The sequence below is a fragment of the bacterium genome (assembly GCA_030654305.1).
Classification (GTDB): Bacteria; Krumholzibacteriota; Krumholzibacteriia; order LZORAL124-64-63; family LZORAL124-64-63; genus PNOJ01.
The window spans coordinates 1-2,991 of record JAURXS010000255.1; the positions used below are offsets into that span (position 1 = coordinate 1).

Here is a 2,991-nt window from a genome sequence, read left to right on the forward strand (position 1 = left end):
CGCGAGTTGCGGCGGGGACGGCGCGACGGCTCGCTGCCGGTCGACGCGCTGGCGGCCCTGCCCGCGCCGCTGGCCGGGCGGGCGCTGCGCCGGCACCTGCGCGGGGAATACGGGCTCGACCCGGACCGCGCCCACGTCGCGCGCCTGCTGGACTGGCTGCGCGCGAGCCGCTCCGGAGCGGCCGTCGACCTGCTCGGGGGCTGGCGCGCCCGGCGCGACTTCGACCGCCTCGTCTTCGACCCGCCCGCCGCGGCCGTCGGCGACGGCGCGGCCCCGGTGGCCGTGCTGTCGGTGCGGCCGGCCACGCCCGGCGAAGCCGCGGCGCGCGATCCCGAGCCGGGGGGCGCTCCCCCGCCCGCGGGCGGCTGGCGGCTGACCTGCCCGGGCTCCGCCCTGTCCGGCGACCCCCGCGTCCGCCCGTGGCGGCCCGGCGATCGGCTGGCCCCGTTCGGGATGACCGGCCGGCGCAAGGTCGGCGACCTGTTGCAGCAACTGCGCGTGCCGCTGCCGGAACGGTCGCGGGCGCTGGTCGTCGAGGACGACGCGGGTCCGCTCTGGGTCGTCGGACTGGTCCGGGACGAGCGGACCCGGCTGTTGCCGACCACCGCCGACGCGGTTACACTCCTGGTCCGATATGCAGGAGAAGAGACGGGCGGCACGGCCCTCCCATGACCGCCGGCAATACGCGTGCGCCGGCGAACTTTGTGCGAATGGAGACCCATGGCGAACCAGAAGAAGGAGAACAAGTCGCCCCTGGACGGCCCCGGCGGCGTCCGACGCCCCCCGATGCCGGGACGGGCCGTGGGCTTCTGGATGCTCCTGCTGCTGCTGGTGTTCCTGGCGTTCCAGATGATGTCCCTGGACCGCGAGCAGATCTACGAGATCAGCTACAACGCGTTCAAGGAGCAGGTCGAGGCGGGCAACATCCGCTCGCTGACCAAGACCGAGCTGACGGTCACGGGCGACCTCGTGCAGAAGACCAAGATCGCGCTGCAGACCGGCGCGGAGCCCGAGGTGCAGCGCTTCCGGCTGGTCCTGCTGGCCGAGGACCCGGCTTTCCCGGAGTGGGTGCGCGAGCGCAACCCCAGCGCCTACCTCAAGGGCGACACGGTCAAGACCAGCTGGCTGACGGTCATCGTCACCTACTACCTGCCGTTCATCGTGATCCTGGTGCTGTGGCTGTTCTTCATCCGCCAGATGCAGGGCGGCAGCAACAAGGCCTTCAGCTTCGGCAAGAGCAAGGCCAAGCTCATCAACATGGACAAGCCGACGATCACCTTCGCCGACGTGGCCGGCTGCGACGAGGCCAAGGTCGAGCTGGAGGAGATCATCGAGTTCCTGCGCACGCCCAAGAAGTTCCAGCGCCTCGGCGGCCGCATCCCCAAGGGCGCGCTGCTGGTCGGCGCGCCGGGCACCGGCAAGACCCTGCTGGCGCGCGCGGTGGCCGGCGAGGCGGGCGTCCCGTTCTTCAGCATGAGCGGCTCGGACTTCGTGGAGATGTTCGTGGGCGTCGGCGCCTCGCGCGTGCGCGACCTCTTCGAGCAGGGCAAGAAGAACGCCCCGTGCATCATCTTCATCGACGAGATCGACGCCGTCGGCCGCCACCGCGGCGCCGGCCTCGGCGGCGGCCACGACGAGCGCGAGCAGACCCTCAACCAGCTGCTGGTCGAGATGGACGGCTTCGAGAGCAACGACGGCGTGATCCTGGTCGCCGCGACCAACCGCCCCGACGTGCTCGACCCCGCCCTGATGCGGCCCGGCCGCTTCGACCGCCAGATCGTGGTGGACATGCCCGACCTGCAGGGCCGCGAGGCGATCCTCAAGGTCCACATGAAGAAGATCAAGGCCGCGGCCGACGTCTCGCCGCGCAAGATCGCCGCCGGCTCGCCCGGGCTCGCCGGCGCCGACCTCGCGAACCTGGTCAACGAGGCCGCGCTGCTGGCCGCGCGCAAGAACCACCTGGAAGTGACGATGGACGACTTCTGGGACGCCCGCGAGAAGGTCATGCTCGGGCCGGAGCGCCGCAGCCGCGTGCTCACCGACGAGGACAAGCGGATCACGGCCTACCACGAGTCGGGCCACGCCGTCATCGCCGAGCTCTGCGAGCACGCCCAGAAGACCGAGAAGGTCACGATCATCCCGCGCGGCCGGACCCTGGGCGTCACCTGGATGCTGCCCGAGAAGGACGACGTCCACATGAGCCGGGCCAAGTACCTCGACTTCATCTGCGTGTCGCTGGGCGGGCGCGTGGCCGAGGAGACCTTCATCGGCTCGATCACCAGCGGCGCCTACGCCGACATCCGCACCGTCAGCAGCCTGGCCCGCGAGATGGTGACCCGCGTCGGCATGAGCGACGTCCTGGGCCCGATCTGCTTCGAGGAGGGCGAGGAGCAGGTCTTCCTGGGCCGCGACTTCGCCCGCCGCAAGACCGTCAGCGAGCGCACGCTGCAGGTGATCGACGACGAGATCTCGCGCATCGTCTCCGAGCAGCTCGAGCGCACGCGCCTGCTGCTGCGCGAGAACACCGACAAGGTCGAGACCATGGCCGCCGCCCTGCTGGACCGCGAGACGCTGACGCGCGAAGAGGTCCAGATGATCATGCAGGGCCGCCCCCTGCCGCCGCCGCGGCTGGAACCCGTGCTGTACGACGAGTCGGCGACGACGGCCGACGACAGCGACGGCACGGCGGCGACCGGCGCCGACGTCGGGGAGACGACCGGCAACGCACCCGATGACTTGCCCGGAGTCTCGCCCGGAGATTCGCCCGAAGACTCCCCCGGGGACGGCCGGACGACCCCGTCGTGACCGCCGCGCCGCGCGTCTGGGAACTCGGCCGCGCGACGCTGGACTACGGCCGCCGCCCCCTGGTCATGGGGGTGCTGAACCTGACCCCGGATTCCTTCTTCCCGGCCTCGCGCGCCGCCGACGCCGAGTCGGCGGCGCGGCGCGCCGAGGCCCTGGTCGCCGCCGGCGCCGACCTGCTCGATCTCG

At 71.9% G+C, this 2,991-nt stretch carries 3 protein-coding genes; all 3 read left to right on the plus strand.

The window, feature by feature from the left end; genetic code table 11:
* Positions 1-672: tRNA lysidine(34) synthetase TilS (gene tilS, locus Q7W29_07285; protein MDO9171615.1), on the plus strand; the 672-nt coding region annotated here is incomplete at its 5' end.
* Between the two features lie 48 nt (positions 673-720).
* Positions 721-2,805: an ATP-dependent zinc metalloprotease FtsH gene (gene ftsH / locus Q7W29_07290; protein MDO9171616.1), complete on the plus strand. Its 2,085-nt coding sequence runs from the start codon at positions 721-723 to the stop codon at positions 2,803-2,805.
* The coding region (locus Q7W29_07295) for a dihydropteroate synthase (GenBank protein MDO9171617.1) at positions 2,802-2,991 on the plus strand (190 nt) is incomplete at its 3' end. The genes ftsH and Q7W29_07295, both read left to right, overlap by 4 nt.

Excerpts from the sequence above, each read along its gene's own strand:
- ftsH (MDO9171616.1), top strand. The coding sequence starts at position 721 with ATGGCGAACCAGAAGAAGGAGAACAAGTCGCCCCTGGACGGCCCCGGC.